At 51.0% G+C, this 23297-nt stretch carries 20 protein-coding genes; 6 read left to right on the forward strand and 14 right to left on the reverse strand.

Annotated features, from left to right (window positions below):
- Nucleotides 1-60: 60 nt before the first annotated feature.
- The 10 genes from CKO12_RS03185 to bchE form a co-directional block, all read right to left on the reverse strand.
- The gene (locus CKO12_RS03185) at nt 61-909 is read right to left on the reverse strand and encodes an ABC transporter substrate-binding protein (RefSeq protein WP_200153285.1); all 849 of its coding nucleotides are present in this window, start codon (nt 907-909) and stop codon (nt 61-63) included.
- A complete protein-coding gene (cobU, locus tag CKO12_RS03190) occupies nt 909-1478 on the reverse strand; it encodes a bifunctional adenosylcobinamide kinase/adenosylcobinamide-phosphate guanylyltransferase (protein ID WP_200153286.1) in 570 nt (189 codons plus the stop codon). The genes CKO12_RS03185 and cobU overlap by 1 nt, the downstream gene beginning before the upstream one ends.
- The gene (metH, locus tag CKO12_RS03195; protein WP_200153287.1) at nt 1471-5226 is read right to left on the reverse strand and encodes a methionine synthase; all 3756 of its coding nucleotides are present in this window, start codon (nt 5224-5226) and stop codon (nt 1471-1473) included. The genes cobU and metH overlap by 8 nt, the downstream gene beginning before the upstream one ends.
- A 36-nt stretch (nt 5227-5262) precedes the next feature.
- Nucleotides 5263-5580 (reverse strand): nucleotidyltransferase domain-containing protein, encoded by a 318-nt coding sequence (locus tag CKO12_RS03200; RefSeq protein ID WP_200153288.1) that lies wholly within the window; start codon nt 5578-5580, stop codon nt 5263-5265.
- Nucleotides 5564-5857: a cysteine-rich small domain-containing protein gene (locus CKO12_RS03205; protein WP_200153289.1), complete on the reverse strand. Its 294-nt coding sequence runs from the start codon at nt 5855-5857 to the stop codon at nt 5564-5566. Before CKO12_RS03205 ends, CKO12_RS03200 begins: the two co-directional genes overlap by 17 nt.
- A 3-nt stretch (nt 5858-5860) precedes the next feature.
- A complete protein-coding gene (locus CKO12_RS03210) occupies nt 5861-7429 on the reverse strand; it encodes a cobyric acid synthase (protein ID WP_200153290.1) in 1569 nt (522 codons plus the stop codon).
- Between the two features lie 49 nt (nt 7430-7478).
- Entirely contained in the window at nt 7479-7910 is a 432-nt protein-coding gene (locus CKO12_RS03215) for a DUF29 domain-containing protein (RefSeq protein WP_200153291.1), read from the reverse strand.
- Between the two features lie 255 nt (nt 7911-8165).
- Entirely contained in the window at nt 8166-8420 is a 255-nt protein-coding gene (locus CKO12_RS15340; protein WP_200153292.1) for a type II toxin-antitoxin system RelE family toxin, read from the reverse strand.
- Complete coding sequence (locus CKO12_RS03225) at nt 8417-8617, reverse strand: hypothetical protein (protein ID WP_200153293.1); 201 nt, start codon at nt 8615-8617, stop codon at nt 8417-8419. Before CKO12_RS03225 ends, CKO12_RS15340 begins: the two co-directional genes overlap by 4 nt.
- A 143-nt stretch (nt 8618-8760) precedes the next feature.
- Nucleotides 8761-10407 (reverse strand): magnesium-protoporphyrin IX monomethyl ester anaerobic oxidative cyclase, encoded by a 1647-nt coding sequence (bchE, locus tag CKO12_RS03230; RefSeq protein WP_200153294.1) that lies wholly within the window; start codon nt 10405-10407, stop codon nt 8761-8763.
- A gap of 216 nt (nt 10408-10623) precedes the next feature.
- On the opposite strand from bchE, the gene cobF reads away from it, so the two are divergent.
- The 6 genes from cobF (at nt 10624) to CKO12_RS03260 (ending at nt 18992) form a co-directional block, all read left to right on the forward strand.
- On the forward strand, nt 10624-11397 hold the full coding sequence (cobF, locus tag CKO12_RS03235; RefSeq protein WP_200153295.1) for a precorrin-6A synthase (deacetylating): 774 nt from the start codon (nt 10624-10626) through the stop codon (nt 11395-11397).
- Between the two features lie 74 nt (nt 11398-11471).
- Nucleotides 11472-12221 (forward strand): YebC/PmpR family DNA-binding transcriptional regulator, encoded by a 750-nt coding sequence (locus CKO12_RS03240; RefSeq protein WP_200153296.1) that lies wholly within the window; start codon nt 11472-11474, stop codon nt 12219-12221.
- Nucleotides 12193-12753, forward strand: coding sequence for a crossover junction endodeoxyribonuclease RuvC (gene ruvC / locus CKO12_RS03245; protein WP_242466179.1), 561 nt, complete (start codon nt 12193-12195; stop codon nt 12751-12753). The genes CKO12_RS03240 and ruvC overlap by 29 nt, the downstream gene beginning before the upstream one ends.
- 49 nt (nt 12754-12802) lie before the next feature.
- Entirely contained in the window at nt 12803-13732 is a 930-nt protein-coding gene (locus CKO12_RS03250) for a DnaJ C-terminal domain-containing protein (protein ID WP_200153297.1), read from the forward strand.
- 6 nt (nt 13733-13738) lie between these two features.
- The gene (locus CKO12_RS03255) at nt 13739-16579 is read left to right on the forward strand and encodes a class I SAM-dependent DNA methyltransferase (RefSeq protein WP_200153298.1); all 2841 of its coding nucleotides are present in this window, start codon (nt 13739-13741) and stop codon (nt 16577-16579) included.
- Nucleotides 16580-16631: 52 nt separating this feature from the next.
- Complete coding sequence (locus CKO12_RS03260) at nt 16632-18992, forward strand: DNA methyltransferase (protein ID WP_200153299.1); 2361 nt, start codon at nt 16632-16634, stop codon at nt 18990-18992.
- On the opposite strand, the gene CKO12_RS03265 is transcribed toward CKO12_RS03260, so the two are convergent.
- The 4 genes from CKO12_RS03265 to CKO12_RS14840 form a co-directional block, all read right to left on the reverse strand.
- Nucleotides 18989-20224, reverse strand: coding sequence for a pyridoxal-dependent decarboxylase, exosortase A system-associated (locus tag CKO12_RS03265; protein ID WP_200153300.1), 1236 nt, complete (start codon nt 20222-20224; stop codon nt 18989-18991). The two genes, CKO12_RS03260 and CKO12_RS03265, sit on opposite strands and share 4 nt — an antisense overlap.
- A 33-nt stretch (nt 20225-20257) precedes the next feature.
- Nucleotides 20258-21007, reverse strand: coding sequence for a M48 family metallopeptidase (locus tag CKO12_RS03270; RefSeq protein WP_200153301.1), 750 nt, complete (start codon nt 21005-21007; stop codon nt 20258-20260).
- A 69-nt stretch (nt 21008-21076) separates the two neighbouring features.
- The gene (locus tag CKO12_RS03275; RefSeq protein ID WP_200153302.1) at nt 21077-22654 is read right to left on the reverse strand and encodes an acyl-CoA ligase (AMP-forming), exosortase A system-associated; all 1578 of its coding nucleotides are present in this window, start codon (nt 22652-22654) and stop codon (nt 21077-21079) included.
- 102 nt (nt 22655-22756) lie between these two features.
- On the reverse strand, nt 22757-23083 hold the full coding sequence (locus tag CKO12_RS14840) for a hypothetical protein (protein WP_420826824.1): 327 nt from the start codon (nt 23081-23083) through the stop codon (nt 22757-22759).
- Between the last annotated feature and the right edge of the window lie 214 nt (nt 23084-23297).

The raw sequence follows: 23297 nt of genomic DNA on the forward strand, positions 1-23297 counted from the left end.
CAAACAATTCCTCATTCGTGCAATGAATAGCATTAAAAAGAGCAACGTATAATACGGAATTTAACGCTGCGGTGAAAGTGACTGTGATGACGGGAGGCGTGCGAGTTGCGCGGCGAGCTGGGCGGCGGCATCCAGTGTTTCTAATCCGCCACAACCCCACGCTTTGCCCGCGATGGAAACGGTTGGACGCTGGGCGAGCATTCGTTGCAACAACGGATGTTGCGCAAATGTTGCGTGATTAACCGCTTGATTCTGCTCAAAATATCCCAACAAAAATACCTCCGGCGGCGTGAGCACCACTTGTTCTAACGGCATTCGCCCCCAACCAGCAACACCTTGTGACACTGCTGCGTTGCGTAAATGCAACCGCTGCAACACGTCATCAACGTAGGTATTTGCGCCCGCTGTACCGCCATTTGCTCGCAAATACAAGACGTTATATGCCGGTCGAGCAGTCGCCGCCAGCGCCGCCATCTGTTGCGCTAACGCTACAATTTTAGCCTCCGCCGCGCTGCGTCCCAGCCGAGCGGCAAGCTGCCGCGCCGTGTTCAGTGCATCATCCCAATGTTTCGGATACGGCAGCGCAATCACTTCAATTCCTTGATTTGCAAGCAATTGTGCATGACGCCGCCCCATCCAACCGCTGTACACCAGCACGATATTCGGTTTGAGCGCCAACATTTCCTCCACGCTGCCACGATTCGGCGGATAACGCGCCGCCGCAGTAGCGAGCGGTGAGAGTTGCGGATTGTGGCTGGCGCGAGACACCGAAATAATCTGCGCCGGATCAGCAATTTGCAGCAATAACAAATCAGCGCATAAATTGGTGCTGGCAACCGTTGGCAATGAATCTGCCAGCGTCGATAACGTTAATAACAATAGGCTGATGAATACACCAATCTGCTGCATTATTCAATCCGCACACCCAAACGATTTAATGCCAACGCATAACCGCCAGTCACCAAATAGGTCGCTGCGCATTGCCCGCCGAGATGACGAATCAATCCACCCAAACGATCACGAAATAACCGCCCCATCGGATATGCGGGAATGACACCCCAGCCGGTTTCTTCGGCAACAAAAATAATTAACGCGGGATGTGTTTTCAATTGTTCAAACAATTGCGTGATCTGAAGTTGCCAATCCGCGTCATTCAGTTCAATTAAATTCGCCGTCCAAGTGCCGAGCGAATCAACCAATAGACAATACTGCGCATTCTGATAAGCGGCAAGCGTTGCCGACAATTCAATTGGAGCGCAAACCGTTGCCCATGTTGCCGGACGTCGGGTGCGATGGGCAGCAATTCGTGCCGTCCATTCTGCATCATCAGCATTTTCAAGTGCGGTTGCGCAATAAATCACTTGCCGTTGTGATTCATACGCTAACCGTTCCGCCCATTCGCTTTTACCACTTCGCGCTGGACCAGTAATGAGAATGGTCTCGCCTTTTAATACAGTGGGCAAAGGAGATTTATTCATAACCCAATACTGGCGCTAACCATCGTTCTGCCTCCGCCAGCGTCATTCCTTTACGCTTTGCATAGTCTTCAACTTGATCTTTTTGAATTTTACCCGTGCCAAAATAACGCGCTTGCGGATGTGAAAAATACCAACCGGAAACGGCAGCAGTTGGCAACATGGCGAAGTTTTCAGTGAGTTGCAAACCAATTCGCCGCTCCGGTTCTAATAATTGCCACAACGTCCCTTTTTCAGTGTGATCGGGACAGGCTGCATAACCCGGCGCGGGGCGAATACCTTGATATTGTTCGGCAATCAATCCCGCATTATCTAATGCTTCATGCGGTGCATAACCCCAATAATGCGTTCTAATCAATTGATGCAGCCGTTCCGCAAAGGCTTCTGCTAAACGATCCGCCAGCGCCTTTAACATAATGGCGCTGTAATCATCGTGATCGGCTTCAAAACGCGCTAAATGCGCGTCAATACCAATGCCAGTAGTTAATGCAAACGCACCAAGATAATCGCGCTGCTGCGCTTCAATTGGCGCAATAAAATCACTTAAACAGAGATTAAATTGACTACGTTCGGCGCTGCGCAACATTTGCTGACGTAAATGATGCAATCGCATTAATTCGGTTTGGCGCGTGTCATCGGTATAGAGCGCAAGATCATCATCAGCAATACGATTGGCGGGAAAAAACCCAAAAACACAACGCGCCGTTAGCCAACGTTCATTCACTAATTGTGCTAAAAATGGTTGCGCATCTGCGAATAATGCCCGCGCTTCCGTGCCGACGATTTCATCGTCCAGAATATCAGGGAATTTACCCGCCAATTCCCACGCATTAAAGAACGGCAGCCAATCAATGCAATCCACCAATTCAGTGAGCGGGAAATCTTCAATCACACCAATCACGCGGTCGCCGTCGCGTTCAATGTGCAGATTAAATTGAGCGTTATTCGTGAATTCTGGTGCAAGTATTGCCGGACGCGGTAGTTGCTCATTCGCCCAATCAATCCGCGTCCGATTGGCACGCGCATCCGCAATTAACATCGCTTTGCGGGTGTTATCTTTGCTTTCACGCGCAGCACGAATTGCGGCGTATTCTGTATTGATTGCGGCAATGTAATCGCCACGCATCTCATCACTGAGTAATTTAGAGGCAACACCAACTGCCCGTGACGCATCTGGCACATAAATCACAGGCGCAGTGCGTTGCGGCGCAATTTTTAATGCAGTATGCAATTTAGAAGTCGTCGCACCACCAATTAACAACGGAATATCTAAACCTTGTCGTGGCATTTCTTGCGCAACATGCACCATTTCTTCTAATGACGGCGTAATCAATCCCGATAAACCAATAATATCAACCTGCTCCTCACGCGCCCGTTGAAAAATAGTTTCTGCGGAAACCATCACGCCAAGATCAATCACCTCATAATTATTGCATTGCAAAACAACGCCGACGATATTTTTACCAATATCGTGGACATCGCCTTTCACAGTTGCCATTAAAATGCGTCCGTTATTTTTCGCCATATCACCAGCAGCAGCTTTTTCCGCTTCTAAATATGGAAATAAATAAGCAACCGCTTTTTTCATCACTCGCGCTGATTTCACCACCTGCGGTAAAAACATCTTGCCTGCGCCGAATAGATCACCGACATAATTCATGCCCGCCATTAACGGTCCTTCAATCACCAGCAATGGTCGTCCTAATAATTGCCGCGCTGCTTCTGTATCTTCATCAATATAATCGGTGATGCCTTTCACTAGCGAATGGGTTAAGCGTTTTTCAATTGGCCAACTGCGCCATTCTTGTTCTTCTGGACGCACTTCTGTTGCGCCATCGCTTTGATAACGCGGTGCAATATCCAATAACCGTTCAGTGCTATCAGCGCGACGATTGAGAATCACGTCCTCAACTGCATCGCGCAATTCAGCAGTTAAATCATCATAAATAGCTAATTGACCGGCATTAACAATACCCATATCCATGCCAGCACGAATGGCGTGATAGAGGAATACGGCGTGAATTGCTTCGCGCACTGGGTTATTGCCACGAAACGAAAACGAGACATTGGAAACTCCGCCGGAGATTTTGGCATGAGGCAAGCTGCGTTTAATCTCACGGGTCGCTTCAATAAAATCGACCGCATAATTGTTATGCTCTTCAATTCCGGTAGCGACCGCAAAGATATTCGGATCAAAAATAATATCTTCTGCCGGAAAACCAACTTGTTCGGTTAAAAGCCGATAAGCGCGAGTGCAGATTTCAATTTTGCGGGCTTGCGTATCCGCTTGCCCAACTTCATCAAATGCCATCACGATCACTGCTGCGCCATAACGCCGACATAATCGCGCTTGCTGTAAAAACTTTGCTTCACCTTCTTTCATTGAAATTGAGTTGACGATGGACTTGCCTTGCACACATTTCAATCCAGTTTCAATCACTTCCCATTTTGAGGAATCAATCATCACCGGTACGCGAGCAATTTCTGGTTCCGCAGCCACTAAATTGAGAAACCGCCGCATCGCCGCAACTGCATCAAGCAGCCCTTCATCCATATTCACATCAATGACTTGTGCGCCGTTTTCAACTTGCTCTTGCGCCACACTCAATGCGGTATCGTAATCACCGTCTTTAATTAACCGCTTAAAGCGTGCCGAGCCAGTAACATTGGTGCGTTCACCGATATTCACAAACAGCGATTCTGCACCGATATTAAATGGTTCCAACCCCGATAACCGACACGCTGGCGCGATATTTGGACGCTGGCGCGGTGGCATTCCAGCAACCGCCTGAGCCATTGCGCGAATATGATCGGGCGTCGTGCCGCAACAGCCGCCGATGATATTAAGAAAACCACTTTGCGCCCAATTCGCAACTTCAGTTGCCATTTGTTCAGGACTGAGATCATAACCGCCAAGTTCATTCGGTAATCCGGCATTAGGATGTGCAGAAACCATGCAGTCGGCAATTCGTGCTAATTCCTGTACATAGGGGCGCAATTCATACGGACCGAGAGCGCAATTTAAGCCAATGCTAATTGGATCAGCATGGCGCAGCGAATTGAAAAATGCTTCAGTCGTTTGACCTGTTAATGTGCGCCCGGATTGATCGGTAATTGTCCCAGACAGCATGATTGGATATTCAATCCCATCTTCATCAAAAACTTGGCGCACTGCAAATACGGCCGCTTTTGCATTCAAGGTGTCGAAAATGGTTTCAATTAAAATGATGTCTGCGCCACCCACAATTAAACCGCGAGTTGATTCGGTATAAGCCGCAACCAGCGTATCAAAATCAACATTGCGATGACCAGGATCATTTACATCAGGTGAAATAGATGCAGTGCGATTGGTGGGGCCGAGAACGCCAGCAACAAAACGTGGTTTATCTGGTGTTGAATACGCATCTGCAGATTCTCGCGCTAATCGCGCCGCTGCCACGTTGATTTCATAAGAGAACGCTTCCATGCCGTAATCAGCCATTGCAATGCGCGTGGCATTGAAGCTGTTGGTTTCAATAATATCTGCGCCCGCTTCTAAATAAGCGCGATGAATACCGGCAATCACATCAGGGCGCGTTAAGACCAATAAATCATTATTACCTTTTACATCGCTCGGCCAGTCCGCAAACCGTGTGCCGCGATAATCGGCTTCGGTTAAACCGTGACGTTGAATCATGGTGCCCATTGCACCATCCAGAATTAAAATCGTTTGCGCAAGGCGGTCGTTTAAGCATGAGGTTGAATTAAGCATTATGAGTATCCTTAAAGGTTGTCAGTGGGCAATGAATTACAATCTAATCCCTTCACGTTTTGCATTGCGATAAAGCTGAATTTTACCGTGCTCAAAATCATCTGCCGTCACTGGCTTGGCAGAAATCAACCACGTTGATTCCATTTGAATGGGATAAAGCACCTCAATCAATTGATACAATTCGGCGATATAATCAAAGGATTGATTAAATAGCACCAACAAATCAATATCGCTCGCGGCTTGTGCTTGACCACGCGCTGCCGATCCATAAAAAATCAAGCCATTAAAGTTATCGCCATAATACTGAGCAAGTGCTATTTTACAGCGGCGGACGATGTCATTGATGTCGCTCATGTGCAGTCTCACTATTCCACAGCGTCGGTTGTTCTAACCACTTTTGAATGAACTGCCACGATGCTGCATAACCATCATGCGGCAAGCGGCACTGAGAACAATCTTTGCGCGGTTGACCATGACGATCAATTAACATTGAATAAGTGCCGGGGCAATTGTAAGCATATAACGGGCAATAGCAGAATAAGCAGTTAAATTCTTTTTTAATACCGCTGTGACAGGGATAAAATGCACAGGCGGTATTGGTAAATCCTTGGAAAGATGCAGCGGCATTCATTATTCATTTTGCCAGCGCCAGCAACGCATCTAAATCTAAACAGCTTTCAACGTGATCAGCCAGCGCATTTAATGCGGATTCAATTCGTGCTTCAAAATCAATTTGCGCTGCTTGCACGCCAACCTGCGCCAGCCAATGCGCCCGAAACGCATCCGCGCCGAAAATTCCGTGTACATAACCGCCCATCACGCGCCCGTCCGCCGTCATCGCGCCTTCCGCTCGCACGTCGCCCGCGCTGTCATCTAGCAGCAGCCAAGGTCGCGCCAGCCCCGCGCCAGTCGTCCGTCCCATGTGCATTTCATAGCCTGTGACGCGGCAGCCACTCTGTTGTTCTTGCGCCACAATTTCAATCAGGCGTTTATCGCCGCTGATCTCGGTTTCAAGATCAAGCAGCCCCAAACCGGCGGTCTCGCCCGGCGCTCCCTCAATGCCCAGCGGATCGCGCACGACGCGCCCAAGCATTTGAAATCCCGCACATAATCCGACCACGCGCCCGCCGCGTCGCACATGCGCGAGGATGTCAATGTCCCAACCTTCGCGCCGCAACACCTCCAAATCAGCGCGGGTCGCTTTCGAGCCGGGCAAAATCACGACATCGGTATTCGCCGGCAGCGGTTCGCCGGAGTTGAGCCAGCGCAGATTGACGCTCGGCTCGGCGGCCAGCGGGTCCATGTCGTCAAAATTGGCGACCCGCGACAGGCGTGGAATCACGATATTTAAGGTGCCGCCGCTCGTTTCCGCCGGTCGTTCCAGCGCCAGCGAATCCTCCGCTGGCAGCCGCGCCGCGCCTTCAAACCAGCGCACCATGCCCAAAAATGGCCAGTTGGTGTGTGCAGTAATCGTCGCGCAGGCCGGTTCAAACAGCGAGAAATCACCGCGAAATTTGTTGACGATGTAGCCGACCACGCGGTCACGATCCGCTTGATCGAGCAGCAGCCAAGTGCCGACTAATGACGCCATCGTGCCGCCTTTGTCCAGATCGCCGAGCACAATGACCGGCACCTTGGCGCGTTCGGCAAAGTGCATGTTGGTGATGTCGCAGTGGCGTAAATACACCTCCGCGCCGCTGCCCGCGCCCTCCACCAACACCAAATCGGCCTCGGCGCAGAGGCGCTCGAAACTGTCCAACACCGCTGGCATCAAGCCTTGGCGCATCTCGTGATAGACCCGCGCCGGACAATTGCCGAGCGAGCGTCCGCGCAACACGACCTGCGAACCGACGTTGCTTTGTGGTTTTAATAATACGGGGTTCATGTGAATTGATGGCGCGACGCCACAAGCGCGCGCTTGCAACGCCTGCGCACGGCCGATTTCACCGCGTTGTTGCTTGCCAGCAACATCCGCTGGCGCATCACCGTCTGCCGTTACTGCCGCGTTATTGCTCATGTTTTGCGCTTTGAACGGCCGCACCACCAACCCGCGTCGCGTGTACGCCCGACATAATCCCGCAACAAACAAGCTCTTACCGACATCAGAGGCCGTGCCTTGAATCATCAAAGTACGGGCGCGACGCGGGCCGTGTGCGAGCAACGGCGGCAAAATCAACGTGATTGGCGGTGCAGAATCGGTCATGCGTTAATTCTCAAAAAAGAGTTGTGTTCATAATAGAACATGGCAATGATCACGCCGGAAACCAATGCGGATTTAATATCTTTTCTTCCATTGCCCACGGGCATTCATCTGGAAAACAATCAAGACCCGTTTCCGATACCGCTTGCGCAACAGCTTTAGCCCAAACCATTTCCAGCCAGCGATTTTCCAATAGCTTCGGTCTCAAACTTGGCGTTTCATCGAAGTGATAAGCGAGTTCTTTACGTTGCGCTTTAATTGTTTTTTCCCAACTCGCGCCGCGTCGCTCAGGTTGATATTGCCATTTAAGCAAATGTGCCAGCAGCACCGCCATGCGATGAATCATTTCGCGCTGCTCGCTTTTGCCCACGTCTTCAATCTCCTCAGCAACATGCACCACATCAATCAATTCAAAATGACCAGCGCGAATCAATTGCGCCTGTTCCTGAGACCAAGCCAGAATATCTTTATCATAAGCGTGCATGAAATTCTGCTCCCTAAATCAAAGTACACATCAGGGTTTATTGCATAATAAAGTGAGATGATGAATTTTTTATGTTACCGAAGCCTGAAATATATTCATCGCTTAAATACTAAAAAGCCTGCATTAAGACCGCAATTGCGGCAAATGCAGGCTTACCATTTACGGCATCTATAAAAGCAATTTAGTATTTGCGCTCGATTGCAGCTAAATAAATTAACAAGATTGCTTAATAAAATATAAGAGTTTTTTATGCACTTAGGTTAAAATGAAATTATAATATTCATGTGTTCCAATCCAAAACCAAATGTACTCGCCTTGACTTTCCACTGCTAATGCCCGGTAATCAAGCGTGATCCGCGCTGACCATAAATCACCAACCTTTTTGAAATGCAACGAAGGATGGCGTGGATTTTCCTGAAGTAGTGCGTAAGCCTTGTCAGCGCGACGTTGAATGTCTTGCGGCAATTGTCGGTAATGGTTCCAAAAATCAGGATTGGCGTGATGAATCAAAGTGGATTCGTCCGCCCAGCCGCGTGGTCGGCCAATGCTTTTTCTGCCAGAGCTTTCAGCTTGCCTGATTTCGCATCTTGCTCAATTTTTTGATCCCATTCCTGCCATTCATATTCAAGAAAACATTCCTTAATCTCCGCAAAATCTGCGGGATTCAGTTGTTTCACTTGGTGTTCTATCTGTTCTAATTTTGTCATAGCACATCTGCTGTTAAAAAAATTTAGTGCTGCGATTGATAATGGTAGTGCGCCGAATTAAAAGAATAAAAACTAATCGGCGCACGACCAACTTATTCAGCAAACGCACTCAAACTGACTAAACGTCAATTTGCTGAACGTTTTCAAACCCGTTCGTATTGCTTGATCTGTTCCTCAGTCATCTGCTCATTGCCGCCACCGCAGGCTTTCGGCGCACCACTGCTGCACGTTTGCGGTGCAGCGCCAATCACACTGATCGCCGGACGTTTCGCGGCTGGCGCTTGTTTCCACGCATTATGATCTGGCTCAACAATCTTCGTTCTGCTCTTGTCATAATCAAAGCGAATGAGCTTTTTCAACAGCGGGCCCCAATAATTCTGCTGCCCCAATTGATAGAAGCGGCGTTCATAGGCGCTCTTCAAAAACGCCTTAATACAGCCCAGCAAATAACGACGGCGCACTGGGTCTTTCACCCAAGGATATTGGAAAAACATCTTGCGCATATAAAAGCGCCGATAATTCGCCATCACGCCATCCAATAATTCAGCGCGATCAATGTTGTCGGGCTTCATAATCGGCGACACGAAGTTGTATTTAGAATAATCATGCACCTCCACCTTGTCGCCCATTTCCGTAAACATATCGGAGAACGGCCACGGCGTGAACATCGACCAATTGGCCATATCTGCGCCCCAATCCATCACCATCTCATAGGTTTCTTCCAGCGTGGCGCGGGTTTCATTCTCCAACCCAACAATAAACTGCGCCTCGGTCACAATCCCGTTCTGCTGCAACAATTGAATGGCGCGTTTATTCTGCGCGACCGTCGTTTCTTTCACGAAACGATCCAAATTCAACTGCGCTGCCGCTTCGGTGCCGAGTGAAATATGCACCAAGCCAGCTTTACGATAAAACGGCAGCAAATCTTCATCACGCATCACGTCGGTGACGCGGGTGTTAATGCCCCACAAAATCCCAAGTTTGCGGTCAATCAATTCCTGACAGAACTCGACAAACATATTCTTGTTAATCATCGGTTCTTCATCCGCGAGAATGAAGAAGCCAATTTTGTGTACCTTCACCAATTCTTCAATCTCATCGACCATGCGCTTAGGACTGCGCACGCGATAATCACGCCAGAACTTCCATTGCGAGCAGAAGCTGCATGTAAACGGACAACCGCGTGCCATATTCGGCGTTGCTACCGGAACGCCGAGCGGAATGTAAATGTACTTTTTCCACTCCAATACGCTCCAATCTGGCCAAATCGAATCGACATCTTTAATTGATGGTTCGACGGGAGTGGCGATGACTTGTTTATTGTCATCGACATAAGCAATGCCTTTAATGTTCTCGCGTTCAGTCAGCCAGCGTCCTTCATCAATAGCGCGGACTAAATTGAGCGTGACCGCTTCACCTTCACCGCGCACCACAACATCAATCCATGGCGCTTCAGCGAATACTTGCGCATACATGAAAGTCGCATGAATACCACCCAACATGGTAATGGCATTTGGATGTTCTTCTTTCGCAATTTGTAATACGCGCTGCGCGGTATAAATCATCGGCGTCATTGCCGTTGTCGCCACGATGTCGGGGCGGGCATTCCGAATGGCGACGCGCAATTGGTCGTCATCCAGCTTGTCCACCAGCGCGTCGATGAACTGATAATCTTGGTAGCCACCCGACTTGAGATAGCCGGCTAGATAGGCAACCCAAGCTGGCGACCAGTTACCCGCGATGTCGGCGGCACCGGCGCTGTAGTTAGGGTGGACAAAGAGGATACGCATTGGCAACTCCGGGGTGAATAAAAAACAGTCGGTTACGGTAGCCGACGAAAGATGGTGACGACAGAGCGTTGGGGCAAGGGTCGCACCAATTGAGCACTTAATCTAGGGAAATCGGATCAGGTTGGCGATAATAGCAACGACATCCTTAAACCGCTATAGAACGCCGGTGCGGCTACCGGCAGCGGTGCAATCGTTGGGCTAAAGAGACAGCGCATCATGAAAAAGCTCTATTTAATTGGAATGGGACCGGGCAATCCCGAATATCTCACTCTGCAAGCCATTACCACGCTTAAACAAGTTGATGTCTTTTTTATGTTAGAAAAAGAGGGGCGCGGTAAAGCAGAGTTATTGGCAATGCGCCATGCGATTTTGCAGCAGTATTGCGCTCCGCAGCAGTATCGGGTGGTGACTGTGAATAGCCCGCCGCGTGCCAAAACGCTTGATTATCAAAATGATGTGCAGGTGTGGCATGATGAGAAACGTGCGCTATTTGTTGAGTTGATTCGGAATGAATTGGCAGATGGTCAGATTGGCGCTTTTTTGTTATGGGGCGATCCGTCGCTATACGATCAAACTGTCTCACTCATTGCTGAAGTGGTCGCCAATACGGATGAGCTGGTTGAATTCGAGATCATTCCGGGGATTACCTCAGTGCAGGTGTTGACGGCAAAGCATAAAATCCCGCTCAATCGCGTGGGCGAAAGCATCACCATTACCACTGGACGCCATGTTGAAACCTGCGATCCGGCAAGCATTGATAATGCGGTGGTGATGCTGGATTATAATGCTTCTTTTCAACGCTTCACCGGGCAAAATATGGATGTGTATTGGGGCGGTTATCTCGGTTGTCCTGATGAGATTTTAATGGCGGGGGCGGTGGATGAAGTGCGCGATGATTTGTTGCAATTGAAAGCGCAGGTGCGCGAGAACAAAGGTTGGTTAATGGATATTTATTTATTGCGACGGCGCACGATGACGCCACAGGAATAAACAACACTATTTGCCCAATATGCGGCAATTTTTCTTCAACAATGACGTGATTTTTAATTAGGAGCAGTGTCGCAATGGCAGGTCATAGTAAGTGGGCGAATATCAAACATCGGAAAGCAGCGCAGGATAAACAGCGCGGCAAGATGTGGACGAAGTTAATTCGGGAAGTGACGGTGGCGGCGCGAGAAAGTGGCGGCGATCCGGGCGCAAATCCGCGTCTGCGGCTGGCGATGGATAAGGCGTTTGGGGCCAACATGCCCCGCGATACGGTGGAGCGGGCGATCAAGCGCGGCGCTGGCGGTATGGAAGGCGAGAATTATGAGGAGATTCGTTATGAAGGCTACGGCCCCGGCGGCGTGGCGGTGATGGTCGATTGCATGACCGACAATCGCAATCGCACCGCGTCGGATGTGCGCCATGCGTTCACGAAACGCGGCGGCAATCTGGGTACTGATGGCTCGGTCGGCTACCTGTTCACCAAGCAGGGCGTGATCAGTTTGCCGCCGGGCACCAATGAAGATGCGGTGATGGATGCGGCGCTCGAAGCGGGCGCAGATGATGTGACCACTTATGACGATGGCGCGATTGATGTTGTGACCACGCCGGAGGCATTTGCGGCCGTCAAGGATGCGTTGACGAACGCTGGCTTTGATACCGAGGCGGCCGAAATCACTTATAACGCGGCGACGCTGGTTGAATTAGAACGTGAGACGGCGGAAAAGTTATTGAAAATGATCGAGATGTTGGAAGAACTCGACGATGTGCAGGAGGTGTATCACAACGCCGACATCGCGGATGAGATTCTCGCTGCGCTCGATGGTTAATCCCGCTCCGCGCCAGCTCCAGCGCATTCTCGGCATTGATCCCGGCTCGCGCTGCACCGGTTTTGCCATCATCGACTCTGATGGACGCCGCAGCGTGTGGATCGCCAGCGGCTGCATTCGCGTTGGCGACCAGCCGTGGCCGGAGCGCCTCGGCACCTTGTTTGATCGCGTCGCCGCCATCATCGCTGATCAGCAGCCGCAGACGTTGGCGGTTGAGCAATTGATCTTCGCCCGCGATCCCAGCGCGGCGTTGAAATTGGGGCAAGCGCGGGGCGCAGTGCTCTGCGCGGGCATCAAAGCCGGTTTGCCGGTGCAGGAATACAGCCCCAAAACGGTCAAATTGGCGGTCGTCGGCAGCGGCGCAGCGATCAAGGCGCAGGTGCAGCAGATGGTGAAAGTGCTGCTGGCGCTGCCGCATCTGCCGGCCGAAGACGAAGCCGACGCGCTGGCAATTGCGCTCTGCCATGCCCATTCCATGATGCTTCCAGCCCGTCAGCGCGTGACTGCTTCGTGGCGCGATTGGCGACCCTAAAGCGCCCACTGTGTTCGCTGGTGAGCGCGTCCTTTGGTGAGAAAACTCCATGCAATACAAGGACTATTACAAAACGCTCGGCGTGGCGCGGACTGCGACTGCCGACGAGATCAAACGCGCCTATCGGCGGCTGGCGCGGAAGTTTCATCCCGATGTCAGCAAGGAACCGGATGCGGAAAATCGCTTCAAGGAAATCAATGAAGCCAATGAAGTGCTGCACGATCCCAAAAAGCGGGCGGCATATGACGCGCTGGGCACTAATTGGCGAGCAGGGCAGGAATTTCGTCCGCCGCCAGCGGGAGCTGGTGCTGGCGCTCAAGCGAATGGCGGTGAAACCACTGATTTTGCAGATTTATTTGCCAACATCTTTGATCGCGCCTTTCGCAGCGACGGGCGCGAGCCGCGACGCGGTCGGCGTGGCGACGATCACACCGTCAAAACCACGATCACGCTGGAAGATGCGTATCACGGCGCGACCCGCCAAATCACCGTCGAGGTGCCGGACGGCGTCGTGAATGGCCAGCCGCGTTTTCGCTCGCGCACGCTCAACGTGCGCATTCCTGAAGGTGTGACGCCGGGACGCCAGATTCGGCTGGCCGGTCAAGGTGGCGCGAGTGCCAATGGCGGCGCGGCGGGCGACCTGTTTTTAGAGCTTGATTTTGCTCCGCATCCGCATTTCACCTTGGACGGCAAAGACCTCAAATTGCGGCTGCCGGTCGCACCTTGGGAAGCGGCGCTGGGCGCGACGGTGACGGTGCCCACGCCCGGCGGTGCCGTGAGTTTGAAGATTCCGCCCAGCTCGCAAAGTGGGCAAAAGTTGCGCTTAAAAGGACGCGGGCTGCCGGGTTTACCGCCCGGCGATGTGATTGCGCTATTGGAAATTGTGAATCCGCCGGTGATTAACGACGCAGCGCGAGAATTATATCGGTTAATGGCGGAACGGCTGGCATTTAATCCGCGTTTGGAATTGGGAATGTGATTTGCCATGACGCCTGAGCAATTCATTACAAAGTGGCAAATCACCACCTTAAAAGAACGCTCCGCCGCGCAGGAGCATTTTATTGATTTGTGCCGCTTATTGAATGAACCGACTCCCGCAGAAGTTGACCCGACTGGCGCGTTTTATTGTTTTGAGCGCGGCGCTAAAAAAGTCGGTGGCGGTGATGGTTGGGCGGATGTGTGGAAAAAGGATTGCTTCGGTTGGGAATATAAAGGCAAGCGCAAAAATTTAGCGGAAGCCTTAAAACAACTCCAACTCTATACGCCATCATTATTACATCCGCCATTATTGATCGTTTCCGATATGGAACAGATCATTATTTACACCGCATTTCCGGGCACGGTGCCCGATGAACACCGCATCACGCTAGAAGAATTACGCAATCCGGCGCAATTGCAATTATTAAAATGGGCATTTAGTGAACCCGAACGCTTGCGCCCCACCCGCACCACTGCCGCATTAACGGAAGCGGCAGCGCGGCGCTTTGGTGAATTAGCCGCCGCGTTATGTCAACGCGGACATGCGCCATTACAAGTCGCGCAGTTTAGCCAGCAATTGTTATTTTGCTTTTTTGCGCAAGACATTGGTTTATTGCCCAATAAAGTATTTACGAATGTGCTTGATGCCGGTCAACAGCGCCCGGCGTATGTGCTGCAAATGTTGGAAAACTTATTAAACACGATGGCAACCGGCGGCTGCTTTGGCACCGAGCCAATTGCGTATTTTAATGGCGGTTTATTTCGCACAACAGCGGTATTGCCGCTCACCGTTCTGGATATTAAAACGCTGCGCGAATTGGCGGAGTGGAAATGGTCGGCAATTGAACCCAGCATTTTTGGCACCTTATTTGAGCGCGGATTGGATCCAAATCAACGTGAACAATTGGGCGCACATTATACCGACGCAGCAGCAATTATGCGGATTGTCAATCCGGTCGTTTTAGAACCATTGCGAGCAGAATGGACAGCAACTAAAACTGCGGTGACGCAGACAAAAAGCCGTAAAGCAGCGCAGGCGTTATTCACAACACTATTGGAGCGATTGCGCAATTTCCGCGTGCTTGATCCCGCGTGTGGCTCTGGGAATTTTCTGTTTTTAGCATTAAAAGGCTTAAAAGATTTAGAGCACGAAATCATTTTAGAAGCCGAGCGTTTGCATTTTCAGCGCAGTTTTCCAGCAGTCGGGCCAGAAAATGTATTGGGCATTGAAACGAATGCGTATGCCGCTGAATTGGCTCGTGTTACCGTCTGGATTGGCGAATTGCAGTGGATGATTCAACACGGGTTTTCTTTAGCAAATGATCCCATTTTGAAACCAATCAAAATTATTGCTCACCGCGATGCAGTGCTGAATGAGAATGGCACAGAAGCAGAATGGCCAAGCGTTGATGTCATTATTGGTAATCCGCCGTTTTTAGGCGGCAGTAAAAAGCGCAGCGTCTTGGGTGATGAGTATTTCACCGCACTTAAAACGATTTATGCCGGGCGCGTTCCTGCTGGTGCCGATTTAGTCACCTATTGGTTTGAAAAAGCACGGACGCAGATTGAAAGCGGCAAAGCGCAAGCTGCCGGTTTAGTGACAACAAATTCAATTCGCGGCGGTGCAAATCGCAAAGTATTAGAGCGTATTTGTGAGACAACGACGATTTTTAATGCGTGGTCGGATGAGCCTTGGATTAACAGCGGTGCGGCGGTACGGGTCAGCATCATTTGCTTCGGAAATACAACCGCAGCGCCGGTATTGAATGACAAAACCGTTGCCGCAATTTACGCAGATTTAACCGCAAAACCAACAACTTGTGCCGCAGATTTAACCACAGCACACGCATTAACAGAAAATGCTGGAGTGAGTTTTCGCGGGTCGGCAAAAGTGGGCAAGTTTGATATTTCAGGAACGTTAGCGCGACAGTGGTTAATGCAACCGAATCCGCATCAATACGCTAATAGCGATGTGTTGTGCTTGTGGGCGAATGGAATGGACATCGTGCGCCGTCCATCTGACACTTGGATTATTGATTTTGGTGTCAATACAACTGAAATAAACGCGGCTATGTATGAAATGCCGTATGAACATGTATTGAAAGCAGTGAAACCGTTACGCGCTGCGGGTCGCCGCGCTATTCGGAAAAAATACTGGTGGCGGCTCGGCGAAACAGTTCCAGCACTGCGCCGGGCTTTTGAACCAATTGAGCGTTATATTGCCAGTCCGATGGTGGCTAAGTTTCGTTTATTTGTTTGGCTGAATACATGCGTTTTTCCAGATCAGCAATTGATTGTCATCGCCCGCGCTGATGATACAACGTTTGGAATTTTGCACTCTCGCTGCCATGAATTATGGTCATTGCGAATGGGCACCAGTTTGGGCGCAACGCCGCGTTATACGCCAACTACTACTTTTGAAACCTTCCCATTTCCAATTGGATTAACACCAGCGGATACGAAAGGCGAGACAATTCAACTTGACAGCGGCGCAATGATTCCCAGTGTGGCAACGGAATATCAAGCTTACGCCATTACAATTGCACAAGCGGCGTTTGAATTCAATCGCTTGCGGGATAATTGGTTGAATCCGCCAGAATGGATTGAGCGCGTACCGGAAGTGGTGCCCGGTTATCCAGAGCGAATTGTTGCAAAACCGGAATTTGCTGCGCAATTAAAAACGCGCACGTTGACCAATTTGTATAACAACCGCCCGACGTGGTTAATCAATGCGCAGCAGCAATTAGATTGCGCAGTTGCGGCTGCTTATGGTTGGTCGCATGACATCACAGACGCTGATATTTTACAGAGATTATTGGCGCTCAATCAGTGCCGCAGCAAAGTATAAATCTCCCCGATTTTCCTTTTTCAAAGAAGGATTATTCAGTGGTATTGATGCCGTGACTTCGGAAAGTTTGCGCACTACTGCTGCATTCACCGCAGCGGCAGTGCGACAATTGGGTGAATTAGCAATCACGCTGCGCCAACGCGGTCATGCGCCATTGCAAATAACGCAGTTAATTCAGCAATTATTGTTGGGTTTTTTTGCGCAAGAAGTTGGCATATTACCTCAGCAATTCTTGACGCAACTGCTTGATGCAGGTCAACAGCACCCGCTCATTGTGACGCAACAATTGGAACAAGCATTGAATACGCTGGCGATCAGCGATGTATTGAGTGCCGCGCCGGGATTACCGCTAACGCTCGCTGATATTCAATTGCTGCGTACATTAACGGAATTAAAATGGTCGGTGATTGAGCCGAGTATTTTTGGCACTTTATTTGAGCGCGGTTTGGATTTTAATCAACGCCAACAATTGGGCGCATATTACACTGATGCCGCAGCAATTATGCGGATTGTTGAGCCAGTAGTTTTAGAACCATTACGAGCAGAATGGGCAGCAACTAAAACTGCGGTGACGCAGACAAAAAGCCGTAAAGCAGCGCAGGCGTTATTCAAAACACTATTGGAACGATTGCGCAATTTCCGCGTACTTGATCCCGCGTGTGGCTCTGGGAACTTTTTATATTTAGCGTTAAACGGCTTAAAAGATTTGGAATACGAGATTATTTTAGCAGCCGAGCACTTGCATTTTCCGCGCACTTTTCCTGCCGTGGGTTTAGAGAATGTATTGGGCATTGAAACCAATGCTTATGCCGCTGAATTAGCCCGCATCACCGTCTGGATTGGTGAATTGCAGTGGATGATGCAACACGATTTTTCTTTAGAAAATGCGCCCATTGTGAAACCAATCAACAGTATTGCTCACCGCGATGCACTGCTGAATGAGAATGGTACAGAAGCGGAGTGGCCAAGCGTTGATGTCATTATTGGCAATCCGCCTTTTTTAGGCGGCAATAAAAAACGCAGCATATTAGGTGATGATTATTTTTCTGCACTCAATAGGATTTATACCGAGCGCGTTCCCGCTGGTGCCGATTTAGTCACTTATTGGTTTGAAAAAGCGCGGGCGCACATTGACAGCGGAAAGGCACAAGCTGCTGGTTTTATTACAACCAGTTCAATTCGCAGCGGCGCAAATCGTAAAGTATTAAAGCGTATTTGTAAAACGACGACCATTTTTAATGCGTGGTCGGATGAAACTTGGTTGAATACTGATGCCGCAGTGCGCGTGAGTTTAATCTGCTTTGGTCATTCCAAAAGAATACCAATGTTGAATGGAACGCTGGTGGCGCATATTCACGCCGATTTAACTGCCGATAACGCTGAAGTTGAATGTGATTTAACACAAGCCAAACCATTACTTGATAATGCTGGTGCGTGTTGGCGCGGAGTAGCGAAAGTGGGGCGTTTTGATATTCCGGGTGCGATTGCGCGGCACTGGCTGTTATTGCCAAATCCACAGGGTCAATTGAATGCTGATGTATTAACGCCTTGGGTTAATGGCAGTGACATCACGCGCCGTCCAACCGATACTTGGTTAATTGATTACGGCAATCAATCTTCTGAAGTGGAAGCGGCGTGTTATGAAGCGCCATTTGCTTATTTAATGAAACATGTGCAAGCGCAACGGGCGCAACAGCGCGATGAAAAACGCAAACGCTATTGGTGGCGCTTGGGGCGTTCTGGAGCAGACATTCGCGCTGCATTAACGCAGCATTCACGGTATATCGCCACGCCAATGGTGGGGAAATATCGCTTATTTGTGTGGCTCAAGCGGCGTATTTTTCCAGATCAACAATTGATTGTGATTGCGCGGGCGGATGATACGACGTTTGGAATTTTGCACTCTCGATTCCATGAATTATGGGCAATGCGTATGGGCAGCAGCTTTGGTACGACGCGCCGTTATACGCCAACCACGACTTTTGCTACCTTTCCTTTTCCAATAGGATTAACGCCAGCGGATACTAACGGCGCAACCATTCAACTCGCCAATGGTGCCGTGATTCCCAGTGTGGCAGCGGAATATCGCACTCACGCCATTGCAATTGCACAAGCAGCTTTTGAATTGAATCAATTGCGTGAGCAGTGGTTGAATCCGCCCGCATGGATTGAGCGCGTGCCAGAAGTGGTGCCCGGTTATCCAGAGCGGATCATTGCTAAACCGGAATACGCTGCGCAATTAAAACAGCGCACGTTGACGAAGTTGTATAATCAACAACCGGCGTGGTTAATTAAGGCGCAGCAGCAATTAGATTGCGCAGTTGCGGCTGCGTATGGCGGGATAAATGAACTGACGGAAACTGAAATGTTACAGCAGTTATTGGAATTGAATTTAGCGCGGAGCGGGAATTAAACCAGCACTTCAAGTGGTGGCGGATGTCCCAAAAAGGCAGTTGGGCTGGCGGTTAAGCCATACGCACCAGATTGTAAAACTGCAATGAAATCACCTTCTTGCGCGTGTCCGAGCGGCATTTTATCAGCGAGCACATCCAACGGCGTACACAGCGGCCCGACGACGGATGCCAATTCTGGCTCAGTTTCTGGGTGAACACGATTGGCGACGATGACCGGATAATTTTTGCGGAGCACCTGCCCAAAATTGCCGGACGCGGCGAGATGATGATGCAGCCCGCCGTCAGTGACTAAAAACACCTGTCCCCGCGAGAGTTTGCGCTCGACCACGCGGCATAAATAGACGCCGGCAGCGCCAACAATAAAGCGCCCCAGCTCGATGACAAACTCCGCCAGCGGCAGATCGCGCTGCGCTGCGGGCAGCAATTCCGCCAGTCGCTCGCCCACTTGCGCCACGTCCAACGGCTGATCGCCGGGAAAATAAGGAATGCCAAAACCGCCGCCGAGGTTGAGCAGCCGCACCGGTGTCGGCGCGTGTTGCGACAGCCGCGTGGCGAGCGCCAGCGTCTTTTCCTGCGCCTCGCTGATCGCCTCAGCGCGGAGGTTTTGTGAGCCAGAAAAGATATGAAAACCAATGAATTGCAGATCAAGCGTCCGTAATTCGTGCAACACCGCTGGCACCCGTTCGGCGTCAATTCCGAACTGTTTCGCGCCGCCGCCCATCTTCATTCCCGACGCTTTCAATTCAAAATCAGGATTCACCCGCAGCGCGACCTGCGGCTGAATACCGAGCGCCGTACCAATTGCCGTCACCGCCCGCAGCTCGCGCTCCGATTCCACATTGATGACAATTCCTGCTGCCACTGCTTGCTGCAATTCATTTGCACTTTTTGCAGGCCCCGCAAAGCTCATTTGCGCAGGTGCCATTGGCGTATCTAATACCGTTTTTAATTCACCACCGGATGCCACATCAAAGCCATCAACTAATCCCGCTAAATGCTGGACAACAGCGGGCATTGGATTGGCTTTAATTGCATAGTGGAGATGAATATCAGGCGGTAAGACGGTGCGCAATTCAGCAATGCGGGCGGTGATGAGAGCGCGATCATAGGCATAACAAGGTGTGCGTCCAATTCGCGCTGCCAATCGCGTTGCCGTCAAACCACCGATCAGTAATTGGTTATCGGCGCTAATTGAAAACGCAAGTGGCGCAGTGTGGCGAATGGAAGACATTGTTGATTGATCTATGAATACAAGTGATGGGAATTAAAGCGCCTTCCGAATCCGCTCTGCTCGCGCTCCCGGTTCGGGATGAGTGGATAGCATTTGGGCGACAAAGGTTGAATTGCTGCTCCCCATTGACGCAAGTTTTTCTAATGCAGTGACGGCACCCAGTGGATTTCTGCCGCTCTGTTTTAGAACTTCCAAGCCATAATCATCCGCTTCACGTTCATTCTTTTGTGAGAATTGCGCGTTAATCACTTTTTCAGTAAAATCACCCAATTGTGATGCCGTTAAAGCAGCAACTTGCTCACTGCCAGTTTTTGTAATGACATCCCGACCAACTTGGGTGAGTAATGCTGTGCGCATCCGCTGCTTGGTATGACCTTTGGCAACGTGACCAATTTCGTGACCAATAATAAACAGCAATTCATCATCATTCATGGCGTCCATCAGTCCCGAATAAACGCGAATCGTCCCGTTAGCCATTGCAAACGCATTGATGTCCTTGGTCATGTACACCTTGATATTCAAAGGCACACCGTTGACGTTTTGTAGATTTTTAGCGAGTGTTTTCACCCGCTTTTGATATTTGCCACTCGCGGGAGCGAGTTTATTATTCTGGTCTAACGTTGCAGTCGCTGCTTCTGCTTCCTGCATCATCTGCGCATCAGTAATTGAGGTCGCTGCCAATACGCCAGAAGCCGTGCCCATCATGTCACCGGCAGTCATGGTACGACAGCCCACCAAGTGAACCGCGATCATCACCAATGCACCAGTGATCAATTGTTTCATCGGAAAAGTGTTCAAAATAACCCCCTCTTTAATTGAATTAAAACCACTTTATTTCAATCAATGCGCCATTCAAAACAAATCACTCAATTCTTGCGCTAGCCGCGTGCGATCAATTTTGCCATTGGGATTGCGCGGCAGCGGTTCAGTGCGGGCGATAATCCGCGTCGGGTGCATAAATGTCGGCAACTGCGTTTGGCACGCCGCCACTACCAAAGCACTGAGCGCGTCAGAATTATCGGCAGCAAAAGTCACCACCACCACCGCTTGTCCTAGCAACGGATGTGCCACGCCGAGCGCCGCGACTTCGGCGACCAGCCCGCTGGCATAAATCACCTCCTCAATTTCGGTCGGACTGACGCGATAACCGGAAGTTTTAATCATCTCGTCGCGCCGCCCGACGAAATACAAAAAGCCGTCGGCGTCGCGTTTCACCGTATCGCCCGACCACACCGCCAGCTCCGGCAGCATCAATTCCAACGGGCGGGCGGGTGCGGGTTTGAAACGCTCGGCGGTTTTTTCCGCGTCATTCCAATACCCGAGCGCGACGTGAATGCCGCGATGCACCAATTCGCCCGGCTCTTCATCTGCGCACGGCGTCCCGTCCGGGCGCACCACCATGATCTCCGCATTCGGAATCGCCTTGCCCATCGACCCCGGACGGCGGTCGATCTCGTCTGGCGGCAAATATGTGGAGCGGAATGCCTCGGTTAAGCCGTACATCAAAAACGGCTGAGTGTGCGGCAACTGCGCCCGAAGCTGCGCGAGCGTTGCGCCCGGCATCGCCCCGCCGGAATTGGTGATATAGCGCAGATGCTCGCCCACGCTCGCCGGCCACGCCAATTCAGCCAGTTGAATCCACAGCGGCGGCACTGCTGCCAATCCGGTGATGCGCTCTTTGACGACAGCGCGAATCACGTCACGCGGCAGCAGATAATTCATCAACACCACGCACGCGCCGACGTGAAACGCAGTCGTCAATTGGCTCAAGCCGTAATCAAAACTCAGCGGCAGCACCGCCAAAATCCGATCCGTCGCCTGATTCTCAAGATAACTGGCGACGCTGACTGCGCCAGCAACCAGATTGCGATGCGACAACACGACACCTTTGGGGCGTCCGGTGCTGCCGGAGGTGTACAAAATCGCCGCCACATCGCCATCAATCACGCGGTGCGGAGTGATCGCGCTCGGCGCGGGTTCATCCCAACTGCGCAGCGCCAGCGTTGGCGGCACAGGTGCCATCTCAACGGCTGGATTGCCAACCAATACAAGCGTTTGCAACGCCACGCACTGCGCCAGCACCGGCTGCAACAGCGCCAGTCGATCTGCCGTTGTGACCAGAATTCGCACGGTGCAATCGGTCAAAATGTGCGCGACCTGTTCCGCTTTGAGCAACGGATTGATCGGCACAAACACCCCGCCGGCTGCCGCTGCGCCAAACAAGGCGCTCACCGTTTCGAGGCGCTTGTCGAGATACACCGCGACGCGCTCGCCGCGCTGCAATCCCAACGTCAAATACACGGCGGCGGCGGCGTGTACCGCGTCCGCCAGTTGTTGATAAGACCATTCCACCCCGGCACAGCGGACTGCTGGATGTGTTGGGGTACGTTGGGCTTGGGTGAGTAAGAGATCGTGAATGCAGGCGGTCATGGCATTTTTGAGTGGTCAGTGGTCAAGTTAGCAGCGCAAATAAAACCCGCCAGCGCAAGCGCAGTGGCGGGTCGGGGCAGCACCAAAACCGTCATGTGTGATTCAACGCGCCGGCAGGTCGGTGACGCCCGGTTTGGATGACACGCCCGGCAGTGGCGGCACCATCGCACCCGCCGGAGGTGGCGCTGGTGCGGCAGGTTTTTCGTCGTGAATTTCTTCATCTGCCTTTTTATTCAACACGATAATGCTGATGCGACGATTGACGGCACTGTCGGGATTGTCTTTATCAAAAGGCACCGTGTCCGCAAAACCAACCACCCGCCCCATTTTATCCTCGCGCATTCCGCCCGCCACCAACGTCCGCCGCGCTGCGTTAGCACGATCCGCCGACAGCTGCTCCCAAAAATGTGCGCAAAAGTGTGTACACACAACTGGGTCATTCGCTCTCCGTTGACCGTGTTGTCACGGCAACTGGAGTCTCGCCTGGGCAGTCTCAGGCATGACCAAAAGGCACCGCGCATTGTCCGAAAACAATACAAGGTCTTTCAGTCTGACGGCTTCGTTCATCCAGAATCTTTTTTACCTCGCGGTAATTAAGATAGCGACTAATCCCCGTATCGTTTTTGCGCTGGAGAACATTCAC

Source organism: Chromatium okenii (assembly GCF_016583745.1).
Lineage (GTDB): Bacteria > Pseudomonadota > Gammaproteobacteria > Chromatiales > Chromatiaceae > Chromatium > Chromatium okenii.

Coding starts and splice junctions, on each gene's coding strand:
- CKO12_RS03185 (WP_200153285.1), bottom strand. CDS start 909: ATGCAGCAGATTGGTGTATTCATCAGCCTATTGTTATTAACGTTATCG.
- cobU (WP_200153286.1), bottom strand. CDS start 1,478: ATGAATAAATCTCCTTTGCCCACTGTATTAAAAGGCGAGACCATTCTC.
- metH (WP_200153287.1), bottom strand. CDS start 5,226: ATGCTTAATTCAACCTCATGCTTAAACGACCGCCTTGCGCAAACGATT.
- CKO12_RS03200 (WP_200153288.1), bottom strand. CDS start 5,580: ATGAGCGACATCAATGACATCGTCCGCCGCTGTAAAATAGCACTTGCT.
- CKO12_RS03205 (WP_200153289.1), bottom strand. CDS start 5,857: ATGAATGCCGCTGCATCTTTCCAAGGATTTACCAATACCGCCTGTGCA.
- CKO12_RS03210 (WP_200153290.1), bottom strand. CDS start 7,429: ATGACCGATTCTGCACCGCCAATCACGTTGATTTTGCCGCCGTTGCTC.
- CKO12_RS03215 (WP_200153291.1), bottom strand. CDS start 7,910: ATGCACGCTTATGATAAAGATATTCTGGCTTGGTCTCAGGAACAGGCG.
- CKO12_RS03225 (WP_200153293.1), bottom strand. CDS start 8,617: ATGACAAAATTAGAACAGATAGAACACCAAGTGAAACAACTGAATCCC.
- bchE (WP_200153294.1), bottom strand. CDS start 10,407: ATGCGTATCCTCTTTGTCCACCCTAACTACAGCGCCGGTGCCGCCGAC.
- cobF (WP_200153295.1), top strand. CDS start 10,624: ATGAAAAAGCTCTATTTAATTGGAATGGGACCGGGCAATCCCGAATAT.
- CKO12_RS03240 (WP_200153296.1), top strand. CDS start 11,472: ATGGCAGGTCATAGTAAGTGGGCGAATATCAAACATCGGAAAGCAGCG.
- ruvC (WP_242466179.1), top strand. CDS start 12,193: ATGAGATTCTCGCTGCGCTCGATGGTTAATCCCGCTCCGCGCCAGCTC.
- CKO12_RS03250 (WP_200153297.1), top strand. CDS start 12,803: ATGCAATACAAGGACTATTACAAAACGCTCGGCGTGGCGCGGACTGCG.
- CKO12_RS03255 (WP_200153298.1), top strand. CDS start 13,739: ATGACGCCTGAGCAATTCATTACAAAGTGGCAAATCACCACCTTAAAA.
- CKO12_RS03265 (WP_200153300.1), bottom strand. CDS start 20,224: ATGTCTTCCATTCGCCACACTGCGCCACTTGCGTTTTCAATTAGCGCC.
- CKO12_RS03270 (WP_200153301.1), bottom strand. CDS start 21,007: ATGAAACAATTGATCACTGGTGCATTGGTGATGATCGCGGTTCACTTG.
- CKO12_RS03275 (WP_200153302.1), bottom strand. CDS start 22,654: ATGACCGCCTGCATTCACGATCTCTTACTCACCCAAGCCCAACGTACC.